This window comes from Ruegeria sp. CDSA021 (genome assembly GCF_059612325.1).
The window spans coordinates 102,310-127,852 of sequence record NZ_JBXWQJ010000010.1 but is presented as its reverse complement, the minus strand read 5'-3'; the positions used below and the strand labels follow the sequence as shown (position 1 = coordinate 127,852).

General features: G+C 58.4%; 27 protein-coding genes. 16 read left to right on the top strand and 11 right to left on the bottom strand.

Annotated elements, in window-relative coordinates; translation table 11 throughout:
- Window position 1: 1 nt before the first annotated feature.
- The 4 genes from AC2FLD_RS14585 (at window position 2) to AC2FLD_RS14570 (ending at window position 2,087) form a co-directional block, all read left to right on the top strand.
- Entirely contained in the window at window positions 2-355 is a 354-nt protein-coding gene (locus AC2FLD_RS14585; RefSeq protein WP_050604985.1) for a YbaB/EbfC family nucleoid-associated protein, read from the top strand.
- 64 nt (window positions 356-419) lie between these two features.
- A complete protein-coding gene (gene recR, locus AC2FLD_RS14580) occupies window positions 420-1,013 on the top strand; it encodes a recombination mediator RecR (protein ID WP_050604984.1) in 594 nt (197 codons plus the stop codon).
- A 154-nt stretch (window positions 1,014-1,167) separates the two neighbouring features.
- Entirely contained in the window at window positions 1,168-1,413 is a 246-nt protein-coding gene (locus AC2FLD_RS14575; RefSeq protein ID WP_496670017.1) for a hypothetical protein, read from the top strand.
- A 185-nt stretch (window positions 1,414-1,598) separates the two neighbouring features.
- The gene (locus AC2FLD_RS14570) at window positions 1,599-2,087 is read left to right on the top strand and encodes a hypothetical protein (protein WP_496670018.1); all 489 of its coding nucleotides are present in this window, start codon (window positions 1,599-1,601) and stop codon (window positions 2,085-2,087) included.
- On the opposite strand, the gene AC2FLD_RS14565 is transcribed toward AC2FLD_RS14570, so the two are convergent.
- Complete coding sequence (locus tag AC2FLD_RS14565) at window positions 2,084-2,713, bottom strand: ribonuclease T2 family protein (RefSeq protein ID WP_496670019.1); 630 nt, start codon at window positions 2,711-2,713, stop codon at window positions 2,084-2,086. The two genes, AC2FLD_RS14570 and AC2FLD_RS14565, sit on opposite strands and share 4 nt — an antisense overlap.
- A gap of 130 nt (window positions 2,714-2,843) precedes the next feature.
- Here AC2FLD_RS14565 and AC2FLD_RS14560 point away from each other — a divergent pair, with 130 nt between their 5' ends.
- Complete coding sequence (locus tag AC2FLD_RS14560) at window positions 2,844-3,602, top strand: DUF1013 domain-containing protein (RefSeq protein ID WP_496670020.1); 759 nt, start codon at window positions 2,844-2,846, stop codon at window positions 3,600-3,602.
- 50 nt (window positions 3,603-3,652) lie between these two features.
- Window positions 3,653-4,042: a hypothetical protein gene (locus AC2FLD_RS14555; RefSeq protein ID WP_496670021.1), complete on the top strand. Its 390-nt coding sequence runs from the start codon at window positions 3,653-3,655 to the stop codon at window positions 4,040-4,042.
- A 56-nt stretch (window positions 4,043-4,098) separates the two neighbouring features.
- Here AC2FLD_RS14555 and AC2FLD_RS14550 read toward each other — a convergent pair whose 3' ends face one another.
- Both AC2FLD_RS14550 and AC2FLD_RS14545 read right to left on the bottom strand, forming a co-directional pair.
- Window positions 4,099-5,130, bottom strand: a complete 1,032-nt coding sequence (locus AC2FLD_RS14550; RefSeq protein WP_496670022.1) for a permease — start codon at window positions 5,128-5,130, stop codon at window positions 4,099-4,101.
- Window positions 5,123-5,431 carry an ArsR/SmtB family transcription factor gene (locus AC2FLD_RS14545; RefSeq protein ID WP_496670023.1) on the bottom strand — a complete coding sequence of 103 codons (309 nt, stop codon included), beginning with the start codon at window positions 5,429-5,431 and terminating at the stop codon, window positions 5,123-5,125. Before AC2FLD_RS14545 ends, AC2FLD_RS14550 begins: the two co-directional genes overlap by 8 nt.
- A 133-nt stretch (window positions 5,432-5,564) precedes the next feature.
- Between AC2FLD_RS14545 and pdxR the strand changes: the two genes are divergently transcribed.
- The 6 genes from pdxR (at window position 5,565) to AC2FLD_RS14515 (ending at window position 14,595) form a co-directional block, all read left to right on the top strand.
- A complete protein-coding gene (gene pdxR, locus AC2FLD_RS14540; protein ID WP_496670024.1) occupies window positions 5,565-7,025 on the top strand; it encodes a MocR-like pyridoxine biosynthesis transcription factor PdxR in 1,461 nt (486 codons plus the stop codon).
- 124 nt (window positions 7,026-7,149) lie between these two features.
- Window positions 7,150-8,925, top strand: coding sequence for a sulfoacetaldehyde acetyltransferase (gene xsc, locus AC2FLD_RS14535; RefSeq protein ID WP_496670025.1), 1,776 nt, complete (start codon window positions 7,150-7,152; stop codon window positions 8,923-8,925).
- A gap of 22 nt (window positions 8,926-8,947) precedes the next feature.
- Window positions 8,948-9,955, top strand: coding sequence for a phosphate acetyltransferase (gene pta / locus AC2FLD_RS14530; protein WP_496670026.1), 1,008 nt, complete (start codon window positions 8,948-8,950; stop codon window positions 9,953-9,955).
- A gap of 90 nt (window positions 9,956-10,045) precedes the next feature.
- Complete coding sequence (locus tag AC2FLD_RS14525; protein ID WP_496670027.1) at window positions 10,046-12,865, top strand: molybdopterin oxidoreductase family protein; 2,820 nt, start codon at window positions 10,046-10,048, stop codon at window positions 12,863-12,865.
- Between the two features lie 108 nt (window positions 12,866-12,973).
- Entirely contained in the window at window positions 12,974-13,723 is a 750-nt protein-coding gene (locus AC2FLD_RS14520; protein ID WP_496670028.1) for a 4Fe-4S dicluster domain-containing protein, read from the top strand.
- On the top strand, window positions 13,723-14,595 hold the full coding sequence (locus AC2FLD_RS14515) for a dimethyl sulfoxide reductase anchor subunit family protein (protein WP_496670029.1): 873 nt from the start codon (window positions 13,723-13,725) through the stop codon (window positions 14,593-14,595). Before AC2FLD_RS14520 ends, AC2FLD_RS14515 begins: the two co-directional genes overlap by 1 nt.
- A gap of 132 nt (window positions 14,596-14,727) precedes the next feature.
- Here AC2FLD_RS14515 and dapA read toward each other — a convergent pair whose 3' ends face one another.
- Window positions 14,728-15,600 carry a 4-hydroxy-tetrahydrodipicolinate synthase gene (dapA, locus tag AC2FLD_RS14510; protein WP_496670030.1) on the bottom strand — a complete coding sequence of 291 codons (873 nt, stop codon included), beginning with the start codon at window positions 15,598-15,600 and terminating at the stop codon, window positions 14,728-14,730.
- Window positions 15,601-15,734: 134 nt separating this feature from the next.
- On the opposite strand from dapA, the gene AC2FLD_RS14505 reads away from it, so the two are divergent.
- A complete protein-coding gene (locus AC2FLD_RS14505; protein ID WP_496670031.1) occupies window positions 15,735-17,708 on the top strand; it encodes a lytic transglycosylase domain-containing protein in 1,974 nt (657 codons plus the stop codon).
- On the opposite strand, the gene AC2FLD_RS14500 is transcribed toward AC2FLD_RS14505, so the two are convergent.
- Together AC2FLD_RS14500 and mnmC2 are read right to left on the bottom strand one after the other, a co-directional pair.
- Window positions 17,682-18,551: a DMT family transporter gene (locus AC2FLD_RS14500; RefSeq protein ID WP_496670032.1), complete on the bottom strand. Its 870-nt coding sequence runs from the start codon at window positions 18,549-18,551 to the stop codon at window positions 17,682-17,684. The two genes, AC2FLD_RS14505 and AC2FLD_RS14500, sit on opposite strands and share 27 nt — an antisense overlap.
- Entirely contained in the window at window positions 18,548-19,213 is a 666-nt protein-coding gene (mnmC2, locus tag AC2FLD_RS14495) for a tRNA (5-methylaminomethyl-2-thiouridine)(34)-methyltransferase MnmC2 (protein ID WP_496670033.1), read from the bottom strand. The genes AC2FLD_RS14500 and mnmC2 overlap by 4 nt, the downstream gene beginning before the upstream one ends.
- Window positions 19,214-19,268: 55 nt before the next feature.
- Here mnmC2 and AC2FLD_RS14490 point away from each other — a divergent pair, with 55 nt between their 5' ends.
- Complete coding sequence (locus AC2FLD_RS14490) at window positions 19,269-20,303, top strand: NAD(P)/FAD-dependent oxidoreductase (RefSeq protein ID WP_496670034.1); 1,035 nt, start codon at window positions 19,269-19,271, stop codon at window positions 20,301-20,303.
- Here the strand turns inward: AC2FLD_RS14490 and AC2FLD_RS14485 are convergent.
- From AC2FLD_RS14485 to AC2FLD_RS14470, 4 genes are all read right to left on the bottom strand, one after another.
- Entirely contained in the window at window positions 20,295-21,086 is a 792-nt protein-coding gene (locus tag AC2FLD_RS14485; RefSeq protein ID WP_496670035.1) for an HTD2 family dehydratase, read from the bottom strand. The two genes, AC2FLD_RS14490 and AC2FLD_RS14485, sit on opposite strands and share 9 nt — an antisense overlap.
- A 15-nt stretch (window positions 21,087-21,101) precedes the next feature.
- Window positions 21,102-21,644: an NADPH-dependent FMN reductase gene (locus AC2FLD_RS14480; RefSeq protein WP_050604964.1), complete on the bottom strand. Its 543-nt coding sequence runs from the start codon at window positions 21,642-21,644 to the stop codon at window positions 21,102-21,104.
- A 131-nt stretch (window positions 21,645-21,775) separates the two neighbouring features.
- Window positions 21,776-22,447, bottom strand: coding sequence for a YiaD family glycine zipper/OmpA-like lipoprotein (locus AC2FLD_RS14475; protein WP_496670036.1), 672 nt, complete (start codon window positions 22,445-22,447; stop codon window positions 21,776-21,778).
- Between the two features lie 134 nt (window positions 22,448-22,581).
- Window positions 22,582-23,229 (bottom strand): RluA family pseudouridine synthase, encoded by a 648-nt coding sequence (locus AC2FLD_RS14470; protein ID WP_496670037.1) that lies wholly within the window; start codon window positions 23,227-23,229, stop codon window positions 22,582-22,584.
- Window positions 23,230-23,321: 92 nt separating this feature from the next.
- Between AC2FLD_RS14470 and AC2FLD_RS14465 the strand changes: the two genes are divergently transcribed.
- Together AC2FLD_RS14465 and AC2FLD_RS14460 are read left to right on the top strand one after the other, a co-directional pair.
- Entirely contained in the window at window positions 23,322-23,732 is a 411-nt protein-coding gene (locus tag AC2FLD_RS14465) for a nuclear transport factor 2 family protein (RefSeq protein ID WP_496670038.1), read from the top strand.
- Window positions 23,733-23,734: 2 nt separating this feature from the next.
- Window positions 23,735-24,445: an SGNH/GDSL hydrolase family protein gene (locus AC2FLD_RS14460; RefSeq protein WP_496670039.1), complete on the top strand. Its 711-nt coding sequence runs from the start codon at window positions 23,735-23,737 to the stop codon at window positions 24,443-24,445.
- On the opposite strand, the gene rarD is transcribed toward AC2FLD_RS14460, so the two are convergent.
- Entirely contained in the window at window positions 24,442-25,341 is a 900-nt protein-coding gene (gene rarD / locus AC2FLD_RS14455) for an EamA family transporter RarD (RefSeq protein WP_496670040.1), read from the bottom strand. The two genes, AC2FLD_RS14460 and rarD, sit on opposite strands and share 4 nt — an antisense overlap.
- Window positions 25,342-25,543 lie beyond the last annotated feature (202 nt).

Sequence of the window (25,543 nt, the reverse complement as noted above, 5' to 3'; positions counted from 1 at the left end):
AATGCTGAAAGGACTCGGCGGGCTTGGCGGTCTGGGCGACATGGCCAAGATGATGAAATCCGCGCAGGATCTGCAAACGAAAATGACCGAAATGCAGGAAGAGCTGAACAACATGATGGTTGTCGGTGAATCCGGGGCTGGCTTGGTCAAGGCAACTGCAACGGCCAAGGGCGACCTGAAAGGTCTGGACATCGACCCGTCCATTTTTAACGGCGACGACAAGGAAGTGGTCGAAGACCTGATCCTGGCCGCGATCAAGGATGCCCAATCCAAAGCGACTGAGCGTTCTCAGGAGGAAATGGCAAAACTGACCGAAGGCATGGGCTTGCCCGCAGACATCAAGCTGCCGTTCTGATAGACACTCCTGACGACCCAGAGGCCGGGCCCGCTTGCCCGGCCCATTTGCAGGAGCGTGCGGATTGAGTTCCAACAACGACATAGACAATCTGATCGAACTGATGGCCAAGCTGCCCGGCCTCGGCCCCCGTTCGGCCCGTCGCGCCGTTCTGCATCTGATCCGCAAACGTGCCCTTCTGCTGACGCCCTTATCTGATGCCATGCAGCAGGTCGCCATTACCGCTCGTGAATGCCTGAATTGCGGTAACGTGGGCACCACCGACATCTGCGATATCTGCGACAATGAGGCCCGCGCGACCGGAGAGCTGTGCGTGGTCGAGGATGTTGCCGACCTTTGGGCGATGGAACGCGCGGCTGTTTTCAAAGGTCGCTACCACGTTCTTGGCGGCACATTGTCTGCGCTGGACGGGGTTGGCCCGGATGAATTGCGCATTCCCCGTCTCAGGGATCGGGTGACTTCCGAGGGTATCACCGAAATCATTCTGGCGCTGAATGCGACCGTCGACGGCCAGACCACCGCCCATTACATTGCAGACCAACTGGAGGGTCAGGTACGCCTGACCTCACTGGCGCAGGGTGTGCCGATTGGCGGTGAGTTGGATTATCTGGATGACGGGACGATTACGGCGGCACTCAGGGCGCGGAAGGAACTGTAGCTCAATTTCCCAGTTCTCTTTTTCGCGCTGCCTTTGCGCTAGTCGGCGCCAGCGCAGCGCACGGCGCTCGCTCAAATATCGCGGTACCTACCTTGACAGCGGTATAGTTATTGGATGAGTTGCTTTCTGTTAATTTCACGGATTATCAAACACGATGAAACACTTAGCGTTGTTTGCAATTGTTGGTGCTTTCGCCTCGCCCATTGCCGCTGAAACTCTCTACTTATACGAAGACACCCACGATCTACCGCCGCCATACAAACAATGGCGGAGCGCAATTCCGGAAGACAAAAGAAATGATGAACAAACAGACAGGCACGTCTATGTTCGCGGCGAAGGCAAGTACGGCGATTTTTTCGGCGTTCTATACGTTGATTGCATTAACCCTAAATACTCCTAATGGTTAGCTGTCGGAGGGTCGCTGAATTCAGAAGACGTTCCGAACCAGGCAATTGTTAACCTGAGAATTGAGATATGTTCCAGCGGCGAGGAGACCTGACACGGCCCCTTGGAAATTAATAGATTGTCTAACTTCTACGATAATTTACAATGACATAAATAGATTGTCTGATTTGTGGATGTGCTATGACCCGCCTTCTTGCCCTTACCTTCGCTGCCTTCACCACCACCTCTGCTCTCGCACAAGACCTCATCGACAAGGGCTTTGTCGAAGGCTGGAACATCATGATGGACCCCGCACTTGGCAACGGGTGCCTGATCCAGACGGTGTATCAGGATCTCTCGGTGGTGCGCCTTGGCTATGACGCGCTTGGCAATCGCGGGTATTTCGCCGTTTACAACAAGGCTTGGGGCGACATCAAACAAGGCGAGAGCTATCCGATCCGGTTTGAGCTGGACGGCAAAAGCTATGACGCGACTGCGATTGGGTTCAACGAACGAGACGTACCGGGCGCGACGGTGTTTTTCACCGATCGAAGCTTTGTGAACGCCATCGCACAGAACAAAACGATGACCGTTTACAACCCCGCAGGTGAAGTGGTGATGGCCATCGACCTCAAAGGGACCGCCAAAGCGCTGGAATATGCCCGCGATTGCCAGAACAAGAAGCTTTAACGAATCGGATCGAACAGCGCGTCCTTGGCGGTACAGTCGCGGATCACGTCGCCGCCACAGGGCACTGGACCAAGGTCGCGCGACAGGCACAGGCGGATCTCTTCGATGTAGCCCTGCTTGCATGTGACGGTGATCTTGTCCCGTTCCAAACCGGGATTGGCCTTCAGGAACGCTTCTTCGACCACTGTAGCGGGTAATGTGACGGATGTGTCCAGCTTGCGAAACACCTGCGGGCGCTTGACCGCGTCATAGGCGCGCCGGGACAGGGCGAAATAGTCGGTTGCAGACAGCCCGGAACAGGTGCCGTGTTTTTTCCACTGATGCCAGGCCAGACCCGCACTGCCCTGAATATCTTCCATTTCGCGCGTCATACGACGGGTCGGAGGCGCTTCGGGCGTTCTGCAATAGGACGGCCATCCCTGATGGAATTGTGGCCAAAGGCCATGCAGAATCCAGCCATGATCATGACGCGCATCGCACTGATCGGACCCACGCGCATCACCTTCGCGGGCGCACCAGTTGGGCGACCAGCTAAGCGACAGAACATAGTAATCGAATTCTCCGGCCTTTTCGCCTTCGGCCAGCGCAGCAAACGCGCTGAAAACCCACAATACGACCCAGCGCATTCGCCTCTTCCCTTCTTGCCTTTGCGCGACTATATACGGCGCAAGTTCCCCGACAACGGAAACCTGCCTCAAGACCAAGGGGCCGCCGAATTCCGGCGACGGGACAGATGTATGTATAGGAGACGGGCTGATGGCAAAACCGCTTATGGCCAAGGCAACCGCCGTATGGCTGGTGGACAACACCACGATCAGCTTCAAGCAGATCGCGGATTTCGTAGGGATGCACGAATTGGAAGTGCAAGGCATCGCTGACGGCGATGTCGCTGCTGGCGTGAAGGGTTTTGACCCGATTGCCAACAACCAGCTGACCCAGGACGAGATCAACGCGGCGCAGAACAACCCGCTTCACAAGCTGAGGCTCAAGTTCAACCCGGCCGCTTCGGGCGAAGAAAAACGTCGTGGTCCGCGTTACACACCGCTGTCCAAGCGTCAGGACCGTCCGAACTCGATCCTGTGGCTGGTCAAGTTCCACCCGGAACTCAGCGATGGTCAGATTGCCAAGCTGGTGGGCACCACCAAACCCACCATCCAGTCCATCCGCGAGCGCACCCACTGGAACATCGCCAACATGCAACCGATCGACCCGGTCGCTCTGGGCCTGTGTAAACAGTCCGAGCTGGACGCCATCGTGCAGAAGGCAGCCGCCAAGAAAGCAGCTGAAGGCGGTGTGATGAGCGATGATGAACGTCGCAAACTGGTGTCGACCGAACAGTCGCTGGAAATGGACGCTGCGCCAAAAATCCCAACCGCGATTGAAGGGCTCGAAACGTTCTCACTGTCCGACGAACCTGAGGAAGAGAAAGAAGAAGCGATCATCGATGCTGACAGCTTCTTCAATCTGCCCAAAGATGGGGCGGATGACGAAGACGAAGATGATCTTCGCCCATAACGCATAATCAGCCCCGGACAAAACGGCTGGGGCTTTTTAACGGACTTGCCATGCTGAACGTTCTATCTGCTGTTTTTGGCCCACACCGTGCCGTCTCTGTTTATGCCTTTCTCAAAACCTGGGGTCTTGGTTTGGCTGGCGGCGTTGTCATGATCGTTATCATTACGTTCCTGTTTCTGCTGGGTGACGAAGGGGAACACGCGCACGAAGCCTTCCTGACTGTGCCGGTTTTGTCTGCCACGGCGGTAAACGGAGATCTTAAGAACGGCGTCATCGCCTCGGTTCGTCTGCCGGATGGATCTGCCACGTCGATCACTTCGACCGAATCCCAAATTTCACAAACCGTGGGCACAACCGCTTGCATCGAGAAACGCGTGTATGTCGAAAGTGGCGAAGCCCGGTATCGGTTCAAACTGCCACGCTTGTGCGAAGACAGCTGATTGGTTGAATCCATCTAACAAAGCCGCCCGGTGCTGACACCGGGCGGCTTTTGCGTTCATACCATCTGAAAGATGATGCCTGCGATAATCGCACCGCCCACTCCGAGGCCAAGGTAGGTGGCAAACACGCGGGGTTTGACCAGCGACCAGACGGCGGCCATCGCCGGGATGGAACTGACGGCACCAGCAACCATGAACGACATGGCGGCGCCTGCCGTCATTCCCTGCTCCATCAACCCCGCCAGCAGTGGCGGTGCCACGTAGGAGTTCAGATAAGCCGGCATCCCCACCAAGGCGGCAACAACGATGGGCAGCACACCATCTCCGCCAACCACGCCAGCGATCAGGTCGGCGGGCACATAGTTGACCAACAAGGCTTCAAGCACATACGCCAGAGCCAGCCATTTCAGCAGGAACAATCCGTTGTGTACGAACTCTGAACGGAACCGAACGCGTCGCTCGGGTTCTTGCCAGAATTTCCAGACCGGCTTGTCATCCATTTTCGGACCACAGCCGCAGCATCCGGCAGGTTTGTATTCGCGCAGAGGTTGGGCAAACGCGCCTTGGCGCATGAACAGTCGCACCATGAACCCGCCAAACAGGCCAAGGGCAACCGCTGCCACGGCTTTACCGATGGCAAAGGGCCATCCCAGCGCACCGGCGGTAATCAAGAGTGTCGGCGGGTCGATCAAGGGCGAGCTGAGCCAGAAAGCCATGACCGCCGACAACGGCGCGCCAAGCGCCAGAAGACCTGCAATAAAGGGAATGACTTCGCAAGAACAGAACGGTGCAAGACCACCGAATAGCGCAGCCAGAAAGATCATCCGGGTCTCGCGCCCCTCAAAGGCGCGGGCCACCATCACTTCTGCTCCGGTCGCCTTGAGGTATGACAGCAGCAGCACGGCAAACAGGATGTATTGCCCGGTATGCGCCAAAGCCTTGACTGCGAAAGTCACCACCTCACGCAAGTTACCGGGGTCCAGGATTGCCACAGCCGCAAGAATTGCAACGATCAATGTCCAAGGCGTCTTGATCAGCTCCAGCACGCCCTTGGCGGTCACCTTGGGATTTTGTGTTAATTCAGCCATCGTTCGCAGCCTCTCCAACCGCGTCGGCGCAACATTCGCTGAGAATGAACTGCGCCAGGTTTTTCAATTCGTTGTAACAGGCCCGGTTGATCGTGGTGCGCCCGATCTTTTCCTGCTCAACAACACCACCAGCCGCAAGAAACCGCAGGTGATGCGCCAAGGTCGACGGGGCGATACCCGTCCGGTTTTGAATCTCGCCAACGGTCAAACCGGCGTCGCCAGCCCGTACCAGGGTCTTGAGGACTTTCAGCCGGGCTTCAGATCCCATGGCAGAAAATCCGGCAGCAGCAGCTTCCCACATGAGTCGCCTCCATTAAACTAGATTTATAGTTATTTAGGTTAAACCGATTTACCGGTCAACCCACCAGGTGAAATTTCGTGACCGCAATGTAAGTCCAGATTGCCCCCACCTTAAGTCCACCCTATAAGCAGGCATGGGGATATCAGTCGATACATTCTTTCTTGAACTCAACGGTCAAGGCACGCTGCAGGCTCAGATCCAGCAGATGATCGCCGAAGGCATCCTGTCTGGTCGCTTTCACGTTGGGGAAAAGTTGCCATCGTCGCGCAAACTGGCCGCACATCTGGGTGTCAGCCGGATCACGGTGACGTTGGCCTATACCGAATTGCTGGCGAATGATTACCTGACTGCCAAGGGACGATCTGGATACTACGTTTCGCATAATGCGCCCGTCCCGCCCAAATACTCGCCCGTCCAGCGCGGCACAGAATCCGTAGACTGGGACAAGGCGCTAGCGCGTCGCTTTCTGGACAGCTACGTTCTGCCGAAACCCAGCGACTGGCGCGAATACCGCTATCCGTTCATCTACGGTCAGGCAGACCGGACTTTGTTTGATCACGCCAACTGGCGCTTGTGCGCTGTGCGAGCTTTGGGACACAAGGACTTCGATTCGCTGACCGGTGATTACGTGGATCAGGATGACCCACTTCTGGTCGAGTTCATCGCCCGCCACACCCTACCCAGACGCGGCATTGCCGCCCGCCCCGAAGAAATTCTGATCACGCTGGGCGCGCAGAACGCGCTCTGGCTGGCATCGCGCATCTTGCTGACCCACAATCGTTCCGCCGTGATAGAAGACCCCTGTTATTACGCGCTACGGAGCTTGCTGAATCATTGGGACTGCGCGGTGACGCCCCTGAGTGTCGATCAAAACGGACTTCCACCCGAGACGATCCCCGACGACGCTGACGTCATCTTTACAACGCCCAGCCATCAAAGCCCGACGACCGCAACGATGTCGATCGAACGCCGAAACCAGTTGCTGGATCGAGCACGCGAACTGGACGCGATGGTCGTCGAGGATGACTACGAATTTGAAATGGCTTTTCGGGGTGCGCCTTCACCGGCGCTCAAATCCATGGATCGGGATGGTCGCGTGATCTACGTCGGCAGTTTTTCCAAGTCGCTGTTCCCCGGATTGCGGCTTGGATACATGGTCGGCTCCGAGCCCTTTATCCGCGAGGCACGTGCGCTTCGTTCATTGGTTCTGCGCCACCCACCTGGGCACATTCAGCGCACGGCCGCATACTTTCTGTCATTGGGCCACTACGACGCGCAGATCCGGCGCATGTCGAAGGCTTTGCAAGAGCGGCGCGCTGCAATGAACTCAGCCATCGAAGAAAGCGGGCTGATCGTGGCCGGGCGCGGTGTGATTGGTGGTTCATCAATGTGGATGTCGGCGCCGGAACATGTCGACACGACCCAACTGGCGTTGAGGCTGCAGAATCAGGGTGTTCATATTGAACCGGGCGCACCGTTTTTCTCTGGACCAGACAGACCCCGGAACTTTTACCGCCTCGGCTACTCCTCAATCTCGACCGACCGCATTGCACCAGGTGTGAATCTGATCGCGGACGCCATTCGGACCGCCTAGGCGATATCTGGACCTAATTCGGGTTTCATTTTGGCCCTAACGCCAAGCGCACCCATACGCCAAAACCGTATCAAAACCCCGGGCACTTTGCCCGGTTTCACCCACTTGTTTGGAGAGCACCCACATGAAGATGACGACCGAAGAAGCCTTTGTTAAGGTTCTGCAGATGCACGGGATCGAACATGCGTTCGGTATCATTGGCTCGGCGATGATGCCGATCTCGGACCTCTTCCCGAAAGCTGGAATCATGTTCTGGGACTGCGCCCATGAAGGCAGCGCCGGCATGATGGCCGATGGCTACACCCGCGCCACCGGCAAGATGTCGATGATGATCGCGCAGAACGGCCCTGGTATCACCAACTTCGTGACCGCCGTCAAAACCGCCTACTGGAACCATACACCGTTGCTGTTGGTGACTCCGCAGGCGGCCAACAAGACCATCGGTCAGGGTGGTTTTCAGGAAGTCGAGCAGATGAAGCTGTTCGAAGACATGGTTGCCTATCAGGAAGAGGTCCGCGACCCGTCCCGCGTCTGCGAGGTTCTGAACCGCGTGATCATGCAGGCCAAACGCGCCAGCGCCCCGGCTCAGCTGAACATCCCGCGCGATATGTGGACTCAGGTGATCGACGTCGACCTGCCCGCCATCGTTGAATTCGAGCGCCCCTCGGGCGGCGAGGCCGCCGTTACCCAAGCCGCTGAATTGCTGTCGAACGCCAAGAACCCGGTCATCCTGAACGGTGCCGGTGTGGTTCTGTCCGAAGGCGGCATCGACGCCTCCAAGGCGCTGGCCGAGCGTCTGGACGCACCCGTCTGCGTTGGCTACCAGCACAACGACGCCTTCCCCGGCTCGCACCCGCTGTTTGCAGGTCCCCTGGGCTATAACGGTTCGAAAGCCGGAATGGAGCTGATCAGCGAAGCTGACGTGGTCCTGTGCCTCGGCACCCGTCTGAACCCGTTCTCGACCCTGCCGGGCTATGGCATCAACTACTGGCCTGCGGATGCGAAAATCATTCAGGTCGACATCAACCCCGACCGTATCGGCCTGACCAAGACAGTCAGCGTCGGCATCGTTGGCGACGCCGCCAAGGTGGCCAACGGCATCCTGAACCAGCTGAGCGGCACCGCAGGTGACGAAGGCCGTCAGGAGCGTAAAGACCGTATCGCGCAGAAGAAATCCGCCTGGGCTCAGGAACTGACCTCGATGACCCACGAGGATGACGATCCGGGCACCAGCTGGAACCAGCGCGCCCGCGACGCCAAGCCCGACTGGATGAGCCCGCGCATGGCATGGCGTGCCATTCAGGCTGCGCTGCCGAAAGAGGCGATCATCTCGTCCGATATCGGCAACAACTGCGCCATCGGCAACGCCTATCCGGCCTTTGAAGAGGGCCGCAAATACCTTGCCCCCGGCCTGTTCGGCCCCTGTGGTTACGGTCTGCCTGCCATCGTTGGTGCAAAAATCGGCCAGCCCGAAGTTCCGGTTGTCGGCTTTGCCGGTGATGGTGCCTTTGGTATCGCAGTGAACGAACTGACTGCGATCGGCCGCTCGGAATGGCCTGCCGTGACCCAGATCGTCTTCCGCAACTACCAGTGGGGTGCTGAAAAGCGGAACTCGACCCTGTGGTTCGACGATAACTTCGTCGGCACCGAGCTGGACACCCAGGTGTCTTATGCCGGTATCGCACAAGCCTGCGGTCTGAAAGGTGTTGTTGCCCGCACGCAGGACGAACTGACCGCAGCCCTGAACCAGGCGATCGAAGATCAGAAGAACGGCATCACCACCCTGATCGAGGCCCTGATCAACCAGGAACTGGGTGAACCCTTCCGCCGTGATGCGATGAAGAAGCCCGTCGCAGTCGCAGGCGTTTCGGCTGACGATATGCGCGAGCAAGCCGTATAATTACAGGACGAGGCCGGAGCGAATGACCCTGACACCTATTGAGCTATTGCGGCAGAACGCTCCGGCCACCCGCCCTGTGATTTCACTATGCGAAGGCAGTGATCCCCGCGTTGTTGCGGGGGCGCTGGCCGCCCATCAGGCCGATCTGGCCGATGTTATTCTGGTCGGACCACAAGCCGAAGTCGAAGCTGCCCTGAAGGATCACGGTGCTGCTCCTTCACAGGGCGTTGCGGTGCATGACCCCGTGACCTCGGAACTGACCGAGGAGTTTGCCCAGACATTCTTTGAGTTGCGTCAACACAAGGGTGTTGATCAGGCCAAGGCCCGCGCGGCCGTTGAAACGACACCGGTCTATGCCGCCATGCTGGTGCGCAGCGGGCGCGCCACCGGAACGGTCGGCGGCGCGGTGCACACAACCGGCGATATTGTTCGCGCGGCCATTCAGGTCATCGGAATGGCCCCAGATGCCGGGATGGTGTCGTCCTTTTTCCTGATGTACCCGCCTGAGAACGCGCAATCCGGCGCACGGGCGATGCTGTATTCAGACTGCGGTTTGGTCATCAATCCGACTGCCTCTGAGTTGAGCAAAATCGCCATCGCCTCGGCTGCCTCGGCCAAAAGTCTTCTGCAGATCGACCCCAAGATCGCGATGCTGAGCTTTTCGACCAAAGGCAGCGCCAAGCACCCGGACGTGGACAAGGTGATCGAGGCCACGGAATCTTTGCGCCAGACCGCACCTGATCTGTCAGTCGACGGAGAACTGCAGTTTGACGCGGCTTTTGTTCCCTCGGTCGGCGAACGCAAATCTCCCAGATCATCCGTTGCCGGTCAGGCCAACGTGATGATCTTCCCAAATCTTGATGCGGGCAACATCGGCTACAAGATCACCCAGAGGCTGGGCGGATACTCCGCAATTGGCCCGGTGCTTCAAGGGCTGGCACAGCCGGCCAATGACCTGTCGCGCGGCTGCAGCGCCGAAGATGTAACCCAAATGATCGCCGTGACTGCACTGCAAGCCGGCAGTACATAATTCACTTATTCACACCGTTTTTCGGAACAGTGTTCTCATATCGGGAAGAAACTGACACATTCCTCCCGAAACAACCGACAGGACCCGCCAATGACCCATCAGCAGCCGATCCTTGATACGTCTCCGAAAGTCTCGGACGAGGTTCGCAATACCACGTGCTATATGTGCGCCTGCCGCTGTGGCATCAACGTGCATATGAAAGATGGCAAGGTTGCCTATATCGAAGGCAACCGCGATCACCCGGTCAACAAAGGTGTCCTTTGCGCCAAAGGATCCGCCGGGATCATGCAGGTCAACGCTCCGTCACGCCTGCGCGCGCCGCTGAAACGCGTTGGCCCGCGCGGCTCGGGGGAGTTTGAGGAAATCAGCTGGGATGAAGCGCTGGAGCTTGCCGTCAGCTGGCTGAAGCCGATCCGTGAAGACAACCCAGAAAAGCTGGCCTTTTTCACTGGGCGCGACCAAAGTCAAAGCTTCACCAGCTTCTGGGCGCAAAACTTCGGTACCTGTAACTATGCTGCGCATGGCGGCTTTTGTTCCGTCAATATGGCAGCGGGCGGCATCTATACGATGGGCGGCGCGTTCTGGGAGTTCGGCCAGCCCGATTGGGACCACACCAAGCTGTTCATGCTGTTCGGCGTGGCCGAAGACCACGACTCCAACCCGATCAAGATGGGCATCGGCAAGATCAAGGCGCGTGGCGCGCGTGTGATCGGCGTCAACCCGATCCGCTCGGGCTATAACGCCGTGGCCGATGACTGGGTCGGCATTACGCCGGGCACTGATGGGCTGTTCATCCTGTCGATGATCCACGTGCTGATGAAGGCGGGCAAGATCGATCTCGACTACCTCAGCCGCTACACCAACGCACCGGTTCTGATCGACGCCTCCGAAGGTCCGACCAAGGGCTTGTTCTTGCGGGACGAAGACGGCAAACCACTGGTCATAGATCGCGCCACCGGTGAATTGACTGCCTTCGACAAGCCCGGTGTTCGCCCGGACTTGTCGGCCACTTACGAAAAAGGCGGCGTCACCCACCGCCCGGTCTTCCACCTGATGGCCGAACGGTACCTGAGCGACGAATACGCGCCCGAAAACATTGCCGAACAGTGCGGCATCCCCGCCCAGCGCATTCGTGCCATCGCGGGTGAGCTGGCGCGCGTGGCCTTTGACGAAGCATTCGAGCTGGACCGTGAATGGACCGATTTCCGCGGAGAAAAACACAGCAAAATGATCGGCCGCCCCGTGGCGATGCATTCGATGCGCGGTGTCTCGGCCCATGCCAACGGCTTCCAGACCTGCCGCGCGCTGCACGTTCTGCAAATCCTGCTGGGCACAGTCGAGGTTCCGGGCGGCTTCCGCTTCAAGCCGCCCTACCCCAAACCGGTCGAGGCCCACCCAACCCCGCACTGCAAGGTGACCCCAAATTCACCGCTGGACGGCCCGCATCTGGGCTTTGTACAGGGCCCCGAACATCTTGCGCTGAAAGAAGACGGCAGCCCCGCACGAATCGACAAGGCGTTTACCTGGGAAAACCCGATGTCCAGCCATGGGCTGATGCATATGGTGATCTCTAACGCCCATGCAGGCGATCCCTACAAGATCGATACGCTTTTCATGTACATGGCCAACATGTCCTGGAACTCGACCATGAACACCAAGGGTGTCATGGAGATGCTGACGGATAAGGATGAGAACGGCGATTACGTGATCCCGCGCATCATCTATTCAGATGCCTATTCCTCGGAAATGGTCGCCTATGCCGACCTGATCCTACCGGATACCACCTATCTGGAACGTCACGATTGCATCTCGCTGCTCGACCGCCCGATCTGCGAAGCAGACGCCGCCGCGGACGCGATCCGCTGGCCAGTGATTGAGCCCGATCGTGAAGTGCGCGGATTTCAGTCCGTGCTGATCGATCTGGCGAACCGAATGGGACTGCCGGGCTTCACCAACGAGGACGGCAGCGCCAAATGGGTCGACTATGCCGATTACATCGTTAACCACGAACGCAAGCCGGGCATCGGCCCCCTTGCCGGATTCCGGGGCGAGAATGGCGACAAGAAGGGCCGGGGCGAAGTCAATCCCGACCAGTTGAACCGCTATATTGAAAACGGCGGCTTCTACGTGGCCCATATCCCCGAAGGTGCGGATTACTACAAACCGTGGAACACCGCTTACCAAGACTGGGCGGTTGGCATGGGCATCTACGACAGCCCGCAACCCTACTTGTTCCAACTCTATTCCGAGCCGATGCGTAAGTTTCAGCTGGCCGCCGAAGGCCATGGCGAACGCCAACCGCCCGAACATCTGCGCGCGCGCATCAAAGAAACAATGGACCCGATGCCGATCTGGTACGAAACCGACCAGACCGGCAATGAAGGCTTCACTGTGAACGCCCTGACACAGCGCCCTATGGCGATGTATCACAGCTGGGGCACCCAGAACGCGTGGCTGCGTCAACTGCACGGGCGCAACCCGCTTTACGTGCCGACAAAACTGATGCGTGAACATGGATTGCAAGATGGTGACTGGGCCAAGGTGACCTCGCCCCACGGTGAAATCACGGTGCCTGTCATGGAAATGGCTGCGCTGAACGACAACACCGTATGGACATGGAACGCCATCGGTAAACGCAAAGGTGCCTGGGCCCTTCAAGAAGATGTACCCGAGGCCACAAAAGGCTTTCTTCTTAACCACCTGATACACGAGCTTCTGCCCGCCAAAGGCGACGGCCTGCGATGGGCAAACTCTGATCCGATCACGGGCCAGGCCGCGTGGTTCGACCTTAAGGTCAAGATCGAGAAAGCCGCGCCTCCTTCGGATGCGGAAAGTCAGCCCGAGTTCCCTGCGATCAAGTCCCCGGTTGGGACTGGGCCACAGGACCTGGCATGGAAGGTGGGCAAATGACCCGGATCCGCACTTCATCTGGCCAAAAATATCTCGGGGGTGAATTGAGCCAAAGGCTCAATAGGGGGCTGGCCCCCTCCCCGGCATTGCAAGCAGAGGTTCAATGACATGACCCAGCTACCTCAATCCACCGAGCGCAAGATGGGTCTGGTCATCGACCTGGACACCTGCGTAGGCTGCCACGCCTGCGTGATCTCGTGCAAAGGCTGGAACACTGAAAACTACGGCGCGCCCCTTTCAGATCAGGACGCTTACGGCGGTAACCCGTCGGGCACGTTCCTGAACCGAGTGCATTCTTACGAAGTGCAGCCTGCCGAAGGTCATGCTCAGCTGATCCACTTCCCCAAATCCTGCCTGCATTGTGAAGACGCGCCTTGCGTCACCGTCTGCCCGACCGGCGCCAGCTATAAACGTGTGGAAGATGGCATCGTTCTGGTTAACGAAAGCGACTGCATCGGTTGCGGCCTCTGTGCTTGGTCGTGCCCCTATGGCGCGCGCGAACTGGATCAGGCCGAAGGCGTCATGAAAAAATGTACGCTCTGCGTTGACCGAATCTATAACGAAAACCTGCCAGAGGTGGATCGTGTCCCCTCGTGTGTACGCACCTGCCCCGCAGGTGCCCGGCACTTTGGCGATCTGGGCGATCCTGACAGCGATGTCAGCAAGCTGGTTGCAGATCGGGGCGGTGTGGATCTGATGCCCGAAATGGGCACCAAACCCGTTAACAAATACCTGCCGCCGCGCCCCAAGGACACGGTGGAGGACCAGATCGACATTTTGGCCCCCCTTCTGGCACCTGTTGCTGAAGAACCAAAGGGCTTCCTCAGCTGGCTCGACAAGACGTTGGAGAAACTCTGATGCATCCCGCACCCTCAGTCATTATTTTCACCACTTTGTCCGGGCTGGGTTTTGGCCTGTTGGTCTTTCTTGGCCTTGGGTTTCCGGCTGTCTCGGGCTGGATGGCCTTTGCCTTCTTTGCCATCGCCTACGCGTTAGCAGTCGGCGGGCTGATGGCGTCCACGTTCCACCTGGGGCACCCGGAGCGCGCCTGGAAAGCCTTTATCCAATGGAAGACCAGCTGGCTCAGCCGCGAAGGCTGGTGCGCTGTTCTGGCGCTGATCATCATGGGGCTCTACGCGATTGGCCTGGTGTTTCTTGATCAGAATTGGAGCCTGCTGGGCTGGATAGGCGCGCTGTTCTCGCTGGCAACCGTGTTCACCACATCAATGATCTACACGCAGCTCAAAACCATCCCGCGCTGGAACATGAACCTGACCCCGGCGATGTTCCTTAGCTTCAGCTTGGCGGGTGGTGCATTGCTGGCCGGTCAAACAAGCGTTGCTATTCCGCTGCTGTTGATCGCGGCGCTTGTCCAGATGCTGTATTGGCGTAAAGGGGATCAGGCGTTTGCCTCCTCTGGAACCGATCTGGGCACCGCAACCGGGCTTGGCGTGCGCGGGTCTGTCCGCGCCTTTGAACCACCGCATACCGGCACCAACTATCTGCTGCGGGAATTTGTTCACGTGGTCGGTCGCAAACACGCAGAGAAACTGCGTGTCATCTCGTTTGTTCTGGCCTTTGTGCTGCCGGTGTTACTGCTGGTTTTACCATTCAATCACCTCTTCGCATTGCTGGCCGTGGCATCGCATCTGGCGGGCGTGGCAACGTCGCGCTGGTTGTTTTTTGCACAGGCTGAACATGTCGTTGGGCTTTACTACGGTAAACGCTGAGGGGGCTCTGCCCCCGCCGCGGCAAGCCGCGACTCCCCCGAGATATTTTTAGCCAGATGAAGTCTGGATCCGAAATGAAAAGGGCGGCGCTCAGGATTTGAGGCCGCCCTTTGTTGTATTCTGAAATACGTGTCAGATCAGGCCGGCATGGGCCATTGCAGCCTCAATTCCGGCCTTAGTGCTGTCCTCAAGCTCGGTCAACGGTGAACGGACCTCGGTGCTGCAGAGGCCCAGTTTGCTGAGCGCGTATTTGGCGCCGACAAGACCCGGTTCAATGAAGATGGCTTCGTGCAGCGGCATCAACTTGTCCTGATAGTCCAGCGCTTTTGAATAGTCTCCAGCCAGCGTGGCCTGTTGAAACTCGGCGCAGAGCTTGGGAGCGACGTTTGCAGTGACCGAGATACAGCCAACACCGCCATGGGCATTGAAACCAAGCGCGGTCGCATCTTCACCGGACAGCTGGCAGAAATCTGCGCCACAGGTCGCGCGTTGCTGGCTGACGCGGGCCAGATCACCCGTTGCATCTTTGACACCAACAATGCGCGGCAGCTTTGACAGCTCACCCATAGTGGCCGGTGTCATGTCGACAACGGACCGTCCAGGGATGTTGTAGATGATGATCGGAATATCTGCAGCTTCGTGCAGGGCCTGAAAATGCGCAATCAGGCCGTTTTGGGTCGGCTTGTTGTAATAGGGGGTAACGACCAGCGCTGCGTCCGCGCCGACCTTTTGGGCGAACTGCACGAACCGAATGGCTTCGACCGTATTGTTCGAACCGGCACCGGCGATGACCGGCACGCGGCCTGCGGCAGTTTTCACGACCTCTTCGATCACCGTTTCATGCTCGTCATGGCTGAGCGTGGGGCTTTCGCCTGTGGTACCCACCGGCACCAGCCCGGTCGAGCCTTCTGCAATCTGCCAATCCACAAGATGTTTGAGCGTCTTCAAGTCCAACTCGCCGTTGTTGAACGGGGTGACGAGGGCTGGCATTGAGCCTTTGAACATGACACGCTCCTTTAAGGTGCATTTTGCGGTTTTTGCGCCTCGGTCCCTCACGTTTCCAGCTTTGTGAGTTGATCCCGGCGACGCAGGGTTTATCTTCACAGGCTCTATCCTCGGTTGGTTGGGAAATGCAAGGGATGACACGCTTTCTGGCATTGTTGATTGCCGCGATTCTGTACTCAGTAACGGCACCGCAGCTTGCGCGGGCGGATGCCGCAGGTGATTTGCGTGCCGGGCTTTATGAAATGCGTAAGGGCGACTGGAACGCCGCACTGCGCGTATCTGGCCAACGCGGATCTGTATCGCGCGATATCATCGTTTGGCACTGGCTGCGCGAAGGGTTCGGCAGCTCGGGCGATGTACTGGTGTTTCTCGAACGCCGCCCCGACTGGCCCGGTCTGGCATGGTTGCGCCGCAAAAGCGAGCCGGCCTTTACCGGAGCCGATCCTGACAGGGTTCTGAAATTCTATGCCGAAATGTCCCCTCAGACTGCTGAAGGGGCGTTGAATTATGCAATCGCTCTGAAAGCAAAGGGACGTATCGGAGACGCCGAAGCGGATATCGTCACCGCGTGGCGGACCATGCCGATGGGTTCAGGGTTGCAGAAGACGTATCTGGAAAACTTCGCAAAGCTGTTGAAACCGCATCACGCGGCACGGCTGGACCGGATGCTATGGGATGGTCATCTGGTCAGCGCCGGACAGATGTTGTCTCTGGTCAGTGCAGACCAGCGCAAGCTGGCCGAGGCACGGATCGCGTTACAGAAACGCCAGCCCGGCGTGGACGGCAAAGTGGCGGCAGTTCCGAAATCCTTGGCGGATGCGCCCGGGCTTGCCTTTGACCGTTTTGTCTGGCGGGACAAGAAGGAACTGGATGACAGCGCCATTGACCTGATGCTGGCGCGTTCGACCGGGCCGGATGCATTGGGCGAGCCTGACAAGTGGGCCGAAGGACGCCGCCGTCTGGCACGGCTTGAGATGCGGTCGGGACGATCGGCACGCGCATACGACGTGGCCGCCAATCACCACATGACACCCGAAATGGGTTATGGCTATGCCGATCTGGAATGGCTGGCCGGGTTTCTGGCGCTGCGCAAGCTGAATGATCCGGCCACGGCTGTGCGACATTTCCAGAGTTTCTCTGACGCGGTCAAATCGCCAATCTCAAAAGGGCGTGGCGGTTACTGGCTTGGGCGGGCTTACGCAGCGATGGGCGACGCAGACAAAGCTTACGACGCCTACGCTATGGGGGCCGACTATCAAACCTCATTCTACGGCTTGTTGGCTGCGGAACGGATTGGGAGGCCGTTTGATGCAGAGCTGGCCAATCCGCGGCGCGCACCGCATTGGCGACAGGCAGAGTTCGCCGATTCCAGCGTTCTGGAAGCGGGGCTGTTGCTGCTGAAAGCCGGAGAGGCCAACCTGTCCGAGAGGTTCCTGACCCATCTGGTCGAAAGTCTTGATCAGGTTCAAGCCAATCAACTTGGTGATCTGGTCATCGAGCTGAAACAGCCGCATCTGGCCGTGATGATCGCCAAGCGGGCGGCAACTACGGGCACCGTGTTGCCCGCAGCTTATTACCCGGTGCATCCGGTAGCCGATATTCGTTTGCCCATGGCAAAGGAAATGACGCTGGCCATTGCGCGACGTGAAAGCGAGTTTGATCCGGTGGTTGTCAGCGGTGCGGGTGCGCGTGGTCTGATGCAGGTGATGCCCGCGACGGCCAAGCTGGTAGCGGGTGAGCTGGGCCTCCTTAGTGGTCACCAGACAGGACGATTGACCACGGATTGGCAGTACAACGCCAAACTGGGGGCCAATTATCTTTCAGGATTGGCGGCCGATTTCAACGGGAACGTGGTGATGATGGCCGCCGGGTACAACGCAGGACCAAGGCGCCCGATCTCGTGGATGGAGCGTTTTGGCGACCCCCGCGCGGGTGAGATTGATATCGTCGACTGGATCGAGACGATTCCGTTTACTGAAACCCGCAACTACGTGATGCGCGTGACCGAAAGCCTGCCGGTCTACCGGGCCCGCTTGGGGCAGCCCCCGCTTCCGATCCCGTTCTCACAAGAACTGGTCGGATCATCGCTGGCGGCGTTCGCGCCATAGGGTGAACAACCCTGCGGCCACAACAATCGCTGCGCCCGCAACAACTTCTGGGCGCAGCGATTCCCCAAAGACCGAGATCCCCAGAATCGCACTCCAGACCAGATGGAAATAGGCAAAGGGCTGCACCGCGCTGGCCTCAGCCATCTCGTAACATTTGATCAGCAACCAGTGCCCGGAAACTCCGCTGACACAAAGCAGCCCCATCCACAGCCAATCGTCGGAAGCCATCGGCTCCCAGAACCACATACCGACCAGGGTAATTGCGACTGCGCCTGCGACGCCAGTCCAGAAAAAGCTGGTGGCCGCGCTGTCCTCACGGGCGACATAACGTGTCAACAAAGCGTAGATCGCAAACATCAGAGCCGAAATTAGGGGAATGATCGCCCATGGATCAAAAACGCCGACACCCGGTTGTAAGATGATCAGAACGCCGATGCAGCCCGCCGCGATCGCGCTCCACCGCCGCCATCCGACCTGTTCACCCAGAACGGGCCCGCTGAGTGCTGCGACAAGCAGCGGATAGCAGATGAAGATGGCCATACTATCGATCAACCCAAGTATGGTGAAGCTAAAGACCGCGACGCAAATCTCGGCGGCCAGCAGCACACCCCGGGTGATCTGCAGACCCAACTGATTTGTCTGCATGGCCGCCCTCAACCCGCCCGGCGAGCGCGCGGCCAGTGCGATGACAAACGCGGCAAAAAACCAATAACGGATCATAACCACCATGTAGGTGTTGTAGGTCCCGGCCAAGTGACGAGAAAGGCCGTCCTGCAACGCAAAGACAATTGTCGCACCCACCATCAATGTGATGCCCGCGCCTACATGGTTTTTCTGTGTCATGCTTTGTGTGCCCGTGTCATATGCCGCTTGCGGCCATAACCGGGCGTACGGGTAACGTTGAAACCGGCATCCTCCAGCCCCCGCCGCACAAAGCCTGCGGCCGTATAGGTGGCTGCCGTACCCCCTGTGACGGTGTGGATTGCCACCTCCTGCATCAGGTCTGCGCCCCACAATTCAGGGTTCTTGGCAGGCGAAAACCCGTCAAGGAACCAAGCATCCGCCGCCGCAGCCCAATTCGGTAGGGTGACGCGCGCATCTCCGATGATCACCTCAAACTGGAGGGTTTCAAGCTTGCATTCGCGGCCCGTCCAATGCGTCAGAAAACGGCTGCTCCAGAGATGCAATTCGGGAAAGGTTGCAAGCGCATGCCGCATGTCTTCCGCAGCCATGGGAAATGCTTCGAAACTGGTAAACCGCAAGGGTCCGGTCTGGCCTGATTTTTCCCATTCAGACCAAACGGTCAGCAGATTCAGGCCGGTGCCAAAACCCAGTTCGGCAATGTGAAATCCGGGCGTGAATCGCGCGGGTAAATCGTTGCCCGCCAGAAACACATGGCGTGTTTCTTCCAGCCCGTTCTGCAACGAATAATAGGGATCGTCGAAACGATCCGAGACCGGTATCTGATCCTCGGTCCACGTCAATTTGGCACGCTGGTCTGCCATCTGGGAATCCTGTAGCTAAGCGGCGCGACACTGAACAAGGAAAAGGAAATTGGCAATGGTCGACGTGACGGTTCGCGGTGCAGGAGTTTTTGGCCTGTCCATTGCCTGGGCCTGTGCTCGGCGCGGCGCAAAAGTGCAGGTTATCGATCCGTTCGGGCCGGGAACCGGCTCCAGCGGCGGTCTGGTCGGCGCGTTGGCCCCGCATGTCCCTGAAAACTGGAACGCCAAGAAAGCCTTTCAGTTCGAAAGCCTGATCATGGCCGAGTCTTTCTGGCGGCAGGTCGAAGAAACCGGCGGCGTTTCCCCCGGCTATGGTCGTCTGGGTCGCCTTCAGCCCATCGCGGATACCCGCAGCCTGGACCTGGCGCGCCAGCGTGAGGGCACGGCAGATGAACTTTGGCAGGGGTTGGCCGAATGGCGCGTGATCAGCGCCGCGCAGGCTGGTGCATGGTGCCCGCCCAGCCCCACCGGATTTGTCATCCGGGATACCCTGACGGCGCGGATGCATCCCCGACGAGCCTGCGCCGCGCTTGTTGCAGCCCTTGAAGTTATGGGCATCCACGTGATCAGCGAAGCCGATGACTTAGGGCAGGTTGTCCACGCCACGGGCCTGGCGGGTCTACAGGAACTGAATGACGTGTACGGCAAGACCGTTGGAAGCGGCGTCAAAGGGCAAGCCGCCCTGCTGCGCTTCGACGCCGGAGAGGTTCCACAGCTCTTTGCCGACGCGATACACATCGTACCCCATGCGGACGGGACACTGGCAATTGGGTCAACCTCGGAACGTGAGTATGACGAACCGACCAGCACGGACAGCGCCCTGGACGATGTGATCGACCGCGCCACACGCGCCCTGCCTCTGTTGCATGGGGCCGAGGTAATGGAACGCTGGGCAGGTGTCCGCCCGCGCAGCAAAAGCCGCGCGCCAATGTTGGGGGCGCATCCATTGCATCAAGGGCAGTTCATCGCAAATGGCGGTTTCAAGATCGGGTTTGGCATGGCACCCAAAATAGCCGAGGTTATGGCGGAGCTGATGCTGGAAGGCCGGGATTCTATTCCCGATGATTTCCGACCCGACGCTTCACTGTGACATGGCAACGGCTTGCATACACTGTCGACCATCGGGACCACGTACCCACATGTCCTCTCCGTTGCGGCACAACTGGGCGGTCTCGAAGTGCATAAGTGGTGAGGTGGCACGGAAATAGAAAGACGTAAGCGGACCGTTCAGATCAACCGCAAACAGCATGAGAAGTTGCGCCAATAGTGGTCCATGCACGACCAGCCCGTCATATCCTTCCACATCCCGCGCATAATCCAGATCATAGTGGATGCGATGACCGTTGAAGGTCAGTGCCGAGTATCGAAACAACAGAGTTGAATCGAACCTAACCTCGCGCAGATCCGTTTCATCCCCCCGCGCGATCGGTGGCTGCGAACTTGTTGCATCCGGCACGGGATCTTCACGATAGACCAGGTCCTGCCATTCGGTCAGGCACAGCAGCCCCTCCTGCCAGATCTCGTGTCGCAAAGTGACAAAACCCAACGGACCGGACCGCCCCACTTTGGAGTTATGACTCTCCAGAACCGATTTCTTGTCCGCGTCGAATCCCGCGACCAAAGGCACATGAAACTCCAACCGCCCTCCGGCCCACATTCTACGCGGCAATCCCATATCCGGGATCAGACCACCAACCTTGGGATGCCCATCCCGCCCCAACGCGGCAGGCGGTTGCGGTGACCAGAAATAGAGCTGATGGAAGAAGGGCGGCAAGACTGAACCACCGGCAATCGTCGGCTCGGAACCCAGCGCAGCTTGAAATGCAGCGGCGCGGGCGGGGTCCATGATATCCGTCTGACGCTCTTCTTTCATATTTTTGGCCCTGTTTCAGAAACCGGCCTCGGCCCGAAGTTTCTGCATCAGTTTATGCAATGACTTTTCATACCGGTCAGAGACCAGTTTGCCGTGTTCGTCGAACTCGTTCGAGGTGTCTGCCAGATGAATTTCAGGCCCCTGCAGAATGCGCGGCTGAAAGGGCACCATAAACGCGCGCAGGATCATCTGCGCCCGCTCACCCCCTGCGCGACCTGCTGCCGCCGACATAACCGCCACCGGTTTGTCGGCCCAAGGATTGCCCTGAGTTCGGCTGACCCAGTCCAGCGCGTTCTTCAGAACACCCGACGGTCCCTTATTGTATTCCGGCGTCGAGATAACAACCGCATCAGCCTGGGCGATTTGATCTGCCAGAGACTGTACCGCTGCCGGAATCCCCTCGCCCTCTTCCAGATCTCCGTCATAAAGCGGCAAGTTCAGGTCTGCTTCGACAAAGTGGGTCGGATCAAACAAGCGGGCCGCTTCACGCAAAAGCTTGCGATTGGTCGCCTCCTGACGAAGGGATCCGGACAAACCAACGAGGGTGAGTTGAGACATCTAGGGTAGCTCCGTTTCTGTGTTTTCGGGAACCTAGCCTGAGTTTGACCTGTTCCAAACCCCATTTGACGCGCAGTCAATGCGCAAACGGGGCCGCCGATGGCGACCCCGTGCATCAAACTTAATCTGCGTTACGTGTTTCCGCTGGGTACGACAACGATCTCGACCCGACGGTTTTGCGCCTTGCCCTCCGGTGTCAGGTTCGAGGCGACAGGATTGTTTTCGCCCTGACCAATTGTTGTGATGCGATTATAGCTGACACCATTGGCCTGCAGGACGTCCGCCACTGCATTAGCGCGACGCTGGGACAAGCCCAGATTATAGGTCGCGTCCCCGTCGCTGTCCGTGTGACCAATGATCTGCACGTTCGAGTTCGGGTAATTGACCAAGTTCTGACCCACTTTCACCAAATCGGATCGCAGCGCTGGGCGCACGGTCGAGCTGTCGGTATCAAAGGTAATATCATTGGGGACCGTCACAATCAGACGATCGCCCGCATTCACGATGGTGATCCCGTCATTTGCCAATTGCTGACGCAGCTCAGCCGCCTGTTTGTCCAGCTGGTTGCCGATCAGGCCACCACCGGCTGCGCCAATTGCAGCCCCCGCCAGCGCCCCAAGGCCAGGATTCGAGTTGTTAGCGATCGCCCCGACGCCAGCTCCAACAAGACCGCCCAAAACGGCACCCTGTTTAGCGTTCTGGTTCGGGTCGCCCTGCACCGACAACGTGCCCGGATCCGTGCAAGCCGACAAAACAAGGGCTGAACTCAGCCCCGTGGCCAGAATAAACTTGGAAATCGTCATGATATCACCTTCTGCTCCGACACCCGTTTGTCGGGTGAGTTTGGTTTTTCTCAGTATATCACGGCCAAGGCGCTGGGGCTCAAGCAACAATCGGGTGAGATCGGCAATTAGCCGCCAATCCCGACGCGATTTCCTCAGAACTCCACCCGAGCACGGAATTTCATCGAAACGCCGCCTTCTGGGTGTTTCAGGCGCAGTTCTTCCGAATGCAGCATCAACCTGGGGAAATCCGCGGCAGCACCGGTTGCGTAAAACGGGTCGCCCAGAATCGGATGACCCAACGCCTGCATGTGAACGCGCAATTGATGGGACCGGCCTGTCTTGGGAAACAGGCGCACGCGCGTTGTGTCGCCTTCATATTTCACAACACGCCAATCGGTGATCGCGGGCTTTCCCGTGTCGTGGCAGACCATTTGTCTGGGCCGGTTGGGCCAGTCCACAATCAAAGGCAGGTCAATTGTGCCGGTCTTGGGTTCCAGCCGCCCCCAGACACCAGCAATATAGGTTTTGCGCGTCTGCCGCTGCTCGAACTGCATACTCAGGTTTCGCTGTGCATGGGGCGTTTGGGCAAAAACCATGACACCGGATGTATCCCGGTCCAGCCGGTGCACCAGCAGTGCCTGAGGAAACGCCGCCTGCACCCGTGTCAGAAGACAATCCGCCAGATGCGGGCCACGCCCCGGCACCGAAAGCAGGCCAGACGGTTTGTACACCACAATCAACTGGGCGTCTTCATGCAACACATCCAGCGGGGTTCTAGGGGGATCATAGGTCTCGCTCATGCGGGCCTGCCTATCGCAGCTCGCTCCCTCCCGCAACGTCGCCCTTGCCTGTGGCGCGATGTTCAGAGACCTTCCGCACAGGAGGAAACGACATGCACCCGACCATAGACCGAATGCAAGAGGTTGTCGCTAAAGGCGATGAATCCCTGATCCAAGCGCTGCTGGCCGAGGATGTCCGGTTCCTGCCGCCAACCTACTACAGCACCTGGACAGGTCGCACGCCGGTGGCAGCCGTTCTTGGACATGTCGGGCAGGTCTTCTCGGACTTCCGCTATCGCCGCATCATGGGCGAAGGAAAAGACTGGGCGCTGGAATTCCAGTGCAAGGTCGGCGATCTTGACGGGATCGGCGTGGACCTGATCACGCTGAACGACGACGGCTTGATCCAAACCTTCGAAGTCGCCATGCGGCCCTATAAAACGGTCGGCGCCTTGCGAGAGGCGATGATGGCGCGCGTGATGACCGATGCGCGGTTTCTCAAATTCAAAGATGCCTTAAGCTGACCATGCGCGGCTTGATTGCAGCCGATCAGGTCCTGCGCATTCCCTTGCTGCCGGTTCTGGCGGCACAGGGCCTTGCAGTGCGCCGAAACGCTCAGATGTTGCCCGAACCGACGGGTCCGCGAACAGGCCGATCCGGCCGCGGCCCGCGCCTGCGGCTGCTCATCTGCGGCGACAGTTCGGCTGCGGGGGTTGGGGCCGGAACCCAAGCGCAGGCTCTGTCCGGGCACTTGGTTGACCAGCTGGCCAAGCATTACTCGGTTGAGTGGCGATTGGAAGCGACCACGGGGCATACGACACAGGACACGCTCGATCGCTTGAAAGGCGTGCAAGGCGAATTCGACGCGGTTGTCACGGCTTTGGGCGTCAATGATGTGACCCGTGCCGTAACATCCCGGCAGTTTGCAAAGCGCCAAACACAGCTGATCACTGCTCTTTCCAAAGATCTGAAAGCACGGCGCATTGTCGTCACCGGCGTTCCACAGATGAACAGGTTCCCAGCCTTACCTTATCCATTGGCGTGGGTCCTTGGCCGTCAGGCTGCCAGGCTGGATCAGGCGTTGCAGCAGGTTGTGTTTGCCCACCCCCATGTCAGGCATCTGAAACTCGATCTGCCGGACGACCCTGCCCTTGCTGCCCCAGACGGCTATCATCCCAGCCCACGCGCCTACGCCCTTTGGGCGGAAGCCGCAGCGCAGCTGTTGCGTCAGGCCTAAGCCCGCGCCTGCCGGATCATCGGGATCGAGTAGACAATCAAAGCCGCCCAGATCAGAGGGAAGGCAATCATCCGGCCGGTGTCGATCTTTTCGCCAAACAAAGTGATTGCCGTGATGAAAATCATGGTCGGCGCAATGTATTGCAGGATACCCATCGTGGACAGCCGCACCAGTTTGGCACCGTTCGCATAGACCAGCAGGGGCACAGCCGTCACAACACCGGCACAGGACAGCAATAGGGTATCTGACATCCCCACACCGAAATGCCCCGTGCCCTGCACACCCAGAAAGGTGACATAGACGAGGGCTGGAATCAAAAGGATCAGGACCTCAAGCAGAAAGCCCTGATTGGGTCCAATTGGCAGCGAACGTTTGAAAAACGCATAGAACCCCCAACTGACCATCAGTCCAAGAGCCGCCCAAGGCAACCGGCCGGCCTCCACCACAAGTACCACCACACCCAGTGCGGCTAACCCGACCGCGAACAGTTGCGTCCGCGTCAGGGGCTCCCTTAACAAGATCGCCCCCAGCGCGATACTGAACAGAGGGTTGATGTAATATCCCAGCGCTGCATCCAGTGCGTGACCCGTGGAGATGGCCCAGACGTAAATCGCCCAGTTCACGGATATAAGCGCAGCTGTCACAGCAGCCATGCCCAGCATTTTCGGATTGCCCAAAGCGGCCTTTAAATCTCGGGTTCGGCCTAATACGACCAGCAAAAGCCCGGCCACGGGCACTGACCAGATAATACGATGCGCCACAACCTCGATCGGTCCCAAATGATCCAGCGCTTTCATGTATAGTGGCAGAAAGCCCCACAGGACATAGGCTGTGACAGCCAGCGCAAGACCTTTCGGCGTGTCCGTGCTCTGAGATGGTAAAGGCGTGTAGGCCACGTCAGGTCTCCGGTTGATACCGGTTCCGTTTACGGCAGAACCAAAGTGTTTGGAAACTCTGAAAACAGTGATGTGTCACATAACAGTTTTCGATGAGTTGTCCGACCGCATCAAGGCTTTCAAACGGAAATGCGAGGCTCTGCCTCGCGCTCCGGGATATTTTTAGCCAGATGAAGAGAGGATCCCCTGCTCCATCTGGCTC

What these genes read in the sequence shown, in the direction of transcription:
- AC2FLD_RS14585 (WP_050604985.1), top strand. Translation starts at nt 2, where the DNA reads ATGCTGAAAGGACTCGGCGGGCTTGGCGGTCTGGGCGACATGGCCAAG.
- AC2FLD_RS14575 (WP_496670017.1), top strand. Translation starts at nt 1,168, where the DNA reads ATGAAACACTTAGCGTTGTTTGCAATTGTTGGTGCTTTCGCCTCGCCC.
- AC2FLD_RS14570 (WP_496670018.1), top strand. Translation starts at nt 1,599, where the DNA reads ATGACCCGCCTTCTTGCCCTTACCTTCGCTGCCTTCACCACCACCTCT.
- AC2FLD_RS14565 (WP_496670019.1), bottom strand. Translation starts at nt 2,713, where the DNA reads ATGCGCTGGGTCGTATTGTGGGTTTTCAGCGCGTTTGCTGCGCTGGCC.
- AC2FLD_RS14560 (WP_496670020.1), top strand. Translation starts at nt 2,844, where the DNA reads ATGGCAAAACCGCTTATGGCCAAGGCAACCGCCGTATGGCTGGTGGAC.
- AC2FLD_RS14555 (WP_496670021.1), top strand. Translation starts at nt 3,653, where the DNA reads ATGCTGAACGTTCTATCTGCTGTTTTTGGCCCACACCGTGCCGTCTCT.
- AC2FLD_RS14550 (WP_496670022.1), bottom strand. Translation starts at nt 5,130, where the DNA reads ATGGCTGAATTAACACAAAATCCCAAGGTGACCGCCAAGGGCGTGCTG.
- AC2FLD_RS14545 (WP_496670023.1), bottom strand. Translation starts at nt 5,431, where the DNA reads ATGTGGGAAGCTGCTGCTGCCGGATTTTCTGCCATGGGATCTGAAGCC.
- pdxR (WP_496670024.1), top strand. Translation starts at nt 5,565, where the DNA reads ATGGGGATATCAGTCGATACATTCTTTCTTGAACTCAACGGTCAAGGC.
- xsc (WP_496670025.1), top strand. Translation starts at nt 7,150, where the DNA reads ATGAAGATGACGACCGAAGAAGCCTTTGTTAAGGTTCTGCAGATGCAC.
- pta (WP_496670026.1), top strand. Translation starts at nt 8,948, where the DNA reads ATGACCCTGACACCTATTGAGCTATTGCGGCAGAACGCTCCGGCCACC.
- AC2FLD_RS14525 (WP_496670027.1), top strand. Translation starts at nt 10,046, where the DNA reads ATGACCCATCAGCAGCCGATCCTTGATACGTCTCCGAAAGTCTCGGAC.
- AC2FLD_RS14520 (WP_496670028.1), top strand. Translation starts at nt 12,974, where the DNA reads ATGACCCAGCTACCTCAATCCACCGAGCGCAAGATGGGTCTGGTCATC.
- AC2FLD_RS14515 (WP_496670029.1), top strand. Translation starts at nt 13,723, where the DNA reads ATGCATCCCGCACCCTCAGTCATTATTTTCACCACTTTGTCCGGGCTG.
- dapA (WP_496670030.1), bottom strand. Translation starts at nt 15,600, where the DNA reads ATGTTCAAAGGCTCAATGCCAGCCCTCGTCACCCCGTTCAACAACGGC.
- AC2FLD_RS14505 (WP_496670031.1), top strand. Translation starts at nt 15,735, where the DNA reads ATGACACGCTTTCTGGCATTGTTGATTGCCGCGATTCTGTACTCAGTA.
- AC2FLD_RS14500 (WP_496670032.1), bottom strand. Translation starts at nt 18,551, where the DNA reads ATGACACAGAAAAACCATGTAGGCGCGGGCATCACATTGATGGTGGGT.
- mnmC2 (WP_496670033.1), bottom strand. Translation starts at nt 19,213, where the DNA reads ATGGCAGACCAGCGTGCCAAATTGACGTGGACCGAGGATCAGATACCG.
- AC2FLD_RS14490 (WP_496670034.1), top strand. Translation starts at nt 19,269, where the DNA reads ATGGTCGACGTGACGGTTCGCGGTGCAGGAGTTTTTGGCCTGTCCATT.
- AC2FLD_RS14485 (WP_496670035.1), bottom strand. Translation starts at nt 21,086, where the DNA reads ATGAAAGAAGAGCGTCAGACGGATATCATGGACCCCGCCCGCGCCGCT.
- AC2FLD_RS14480 (WP_050604964.1), bottom strand. Translation starts at nt 21,644, where the DNA reads ATGTCTCAACTCACCCTCGTTGGTTTGTCCGGATCCCTTCGTCAGGAG.
- AC2FLD_RS14475 (WP_496670036.1), bottom strand. Translation starts at nt 22,447, where the DNA reads ATGACGATTTCCAAGTTTATTCTGGCCACGGGGCTGAGTTCAGCCCTT.
- AC2FLD_RS14470 (WP_496670037.1), bottom strand. Translation starts at nt 23,229, where the DNA reads ATGAGCGAGACCTATGATCCCCCTAGAACCCCGCTGGATGTGTTGCAT.
- AC2FLD_RS14465 (WP_496670038.1), top strand. Translation starts at nt 23,322, where the DNA reads ATGCACCCGACCATAGACCGAATGCAAGAGGTTGTCGCTAAAGGCGAT.
- AC2FLD_RS14460 (WP_496670039.1), top strand. Translation starts at nt 23,735, where the DNA reads ATGCGCGGCTTGATTGCAGCCGATCAGGTCCTGCGCATTCCCTTGCTG.